Origin of the sequence: Roseobacter sp. HKCCA2468, from assembly GCF_037805105.1 — a bacterium.
Taxonomy (GTDB): Bacteria; Pseudomonadota; Alphaproteobacteria; order Rhodobacterales; family Rhodobacteraceae; genus M30B80.
Genome location: NZ_JBBLYN010000026.1, coordinates 1 through 1168 on the forward strand (window position 1 = coordinate 1; position 1168 = coordinate 1168).

Sequence of the window (1168 nt, forward strand, 5' to 3'; positions counted from 1 at the left end):
TGCTCACTTGAGTGAACCCCAAGGCCTGAAGAGACGCCATACTCACGCCGTCGCCATCACTGCCATCGGTCGTCGTATAGCTGTGGGCTACCGTGCTATCGAGCGCCATATTCGCCAGCACATCAGCAATGGCATCGGCTTGTGTCTGGATTGAAGCTATGTCAGCCAGCGATTGGGCATCTGCCAGATCGAGGAAGTCGCCCAGCATCGCCACCTGCGCAGACTGTGTATCTGTATCGGTAACAAGGTTGATGCCCAACGCCTGCAGCTCGGCGGCGGTCAGCTTGGCGCTGGTCGCCTCAAAGCCCGTCGTCGCACTGTCCCCTTCTTCAAGGACGTTGTCCACTCCATCGGCCAGGTGCTCCAGCTTAAGCACCACATCGACCAGACCCTGGATGTCTGCGTTGATTTCAGTGATGCTACTCAGAACATCGTCATCGGCCAGAGCCGACAGCACGAAGTCCAGGTTCGCTGTAGTAACTCCCGTGGCGCCAATGGCCTCAAAGTCAGCCACATCAGGGATCAGTGCCGCCGATGTTGGCGTCGAAGCCGACGCTGTTTCCGCGTAGTTCTCAATCTTGTTCGCCGCTTTGGCGGTATCGTTCACTAAGGTCTGCAGATCAGACAGGCTCGCCAGATCCGACAGGTCATCTGCGGTCGCTGACAGTGCCAGGCGGATAGCCTGTAGATTACTGGCGGTAATGTCCGTTGAGGCGGCTGAGCCATCACCATTCAACAGCGAGGGCGACGTTGCATTGAAGCCGAGCGCCTCAAGGTCCGAGGTAGTGATTGCTAGGGCCGCCGGAGTGGTTTGAACAACATCGTCGATCAATGCACCCAGGGCATCAGCCTTGGTCTGGATATCGCCAACCGAGGTCTGTGCCGTAGCATCGGCCACCAGGAGGTCATTAATCAATGCGATAGCGTTGGCTTTGGTGTTACCACTAGCAAGTGACGTCAGATCCACGCCCAGTTTAGTCAGATCACCGGCCACCAGCCGTGGGGCAGCTGTATCACCGGCAAGCGCAACAACCTTCGCTGCGGCATCCACCAAAGCCTGTACTTTCTCGAGCGTGTCTACATTGGCAGAAGCGATCGCTGTCGTATCCAATGCGCTATTAATCAATGCCATATTGGCACCGGAACCGGTCTCAACAGCCCCTTCAAC

1 protein-coding gene is annotated in these 1168 nt (G+C 57.0%); it reads right to left on the reverse strand.

What is annotated here, in order from left to right:
* A partial coding sequence (locus AAC620_RS12355; RefSeq protein ID WP_340245419.1) for a hypothetical protein occupies positions 1–1168 on the reverse strand: 1168 nt, incomplete at both ends.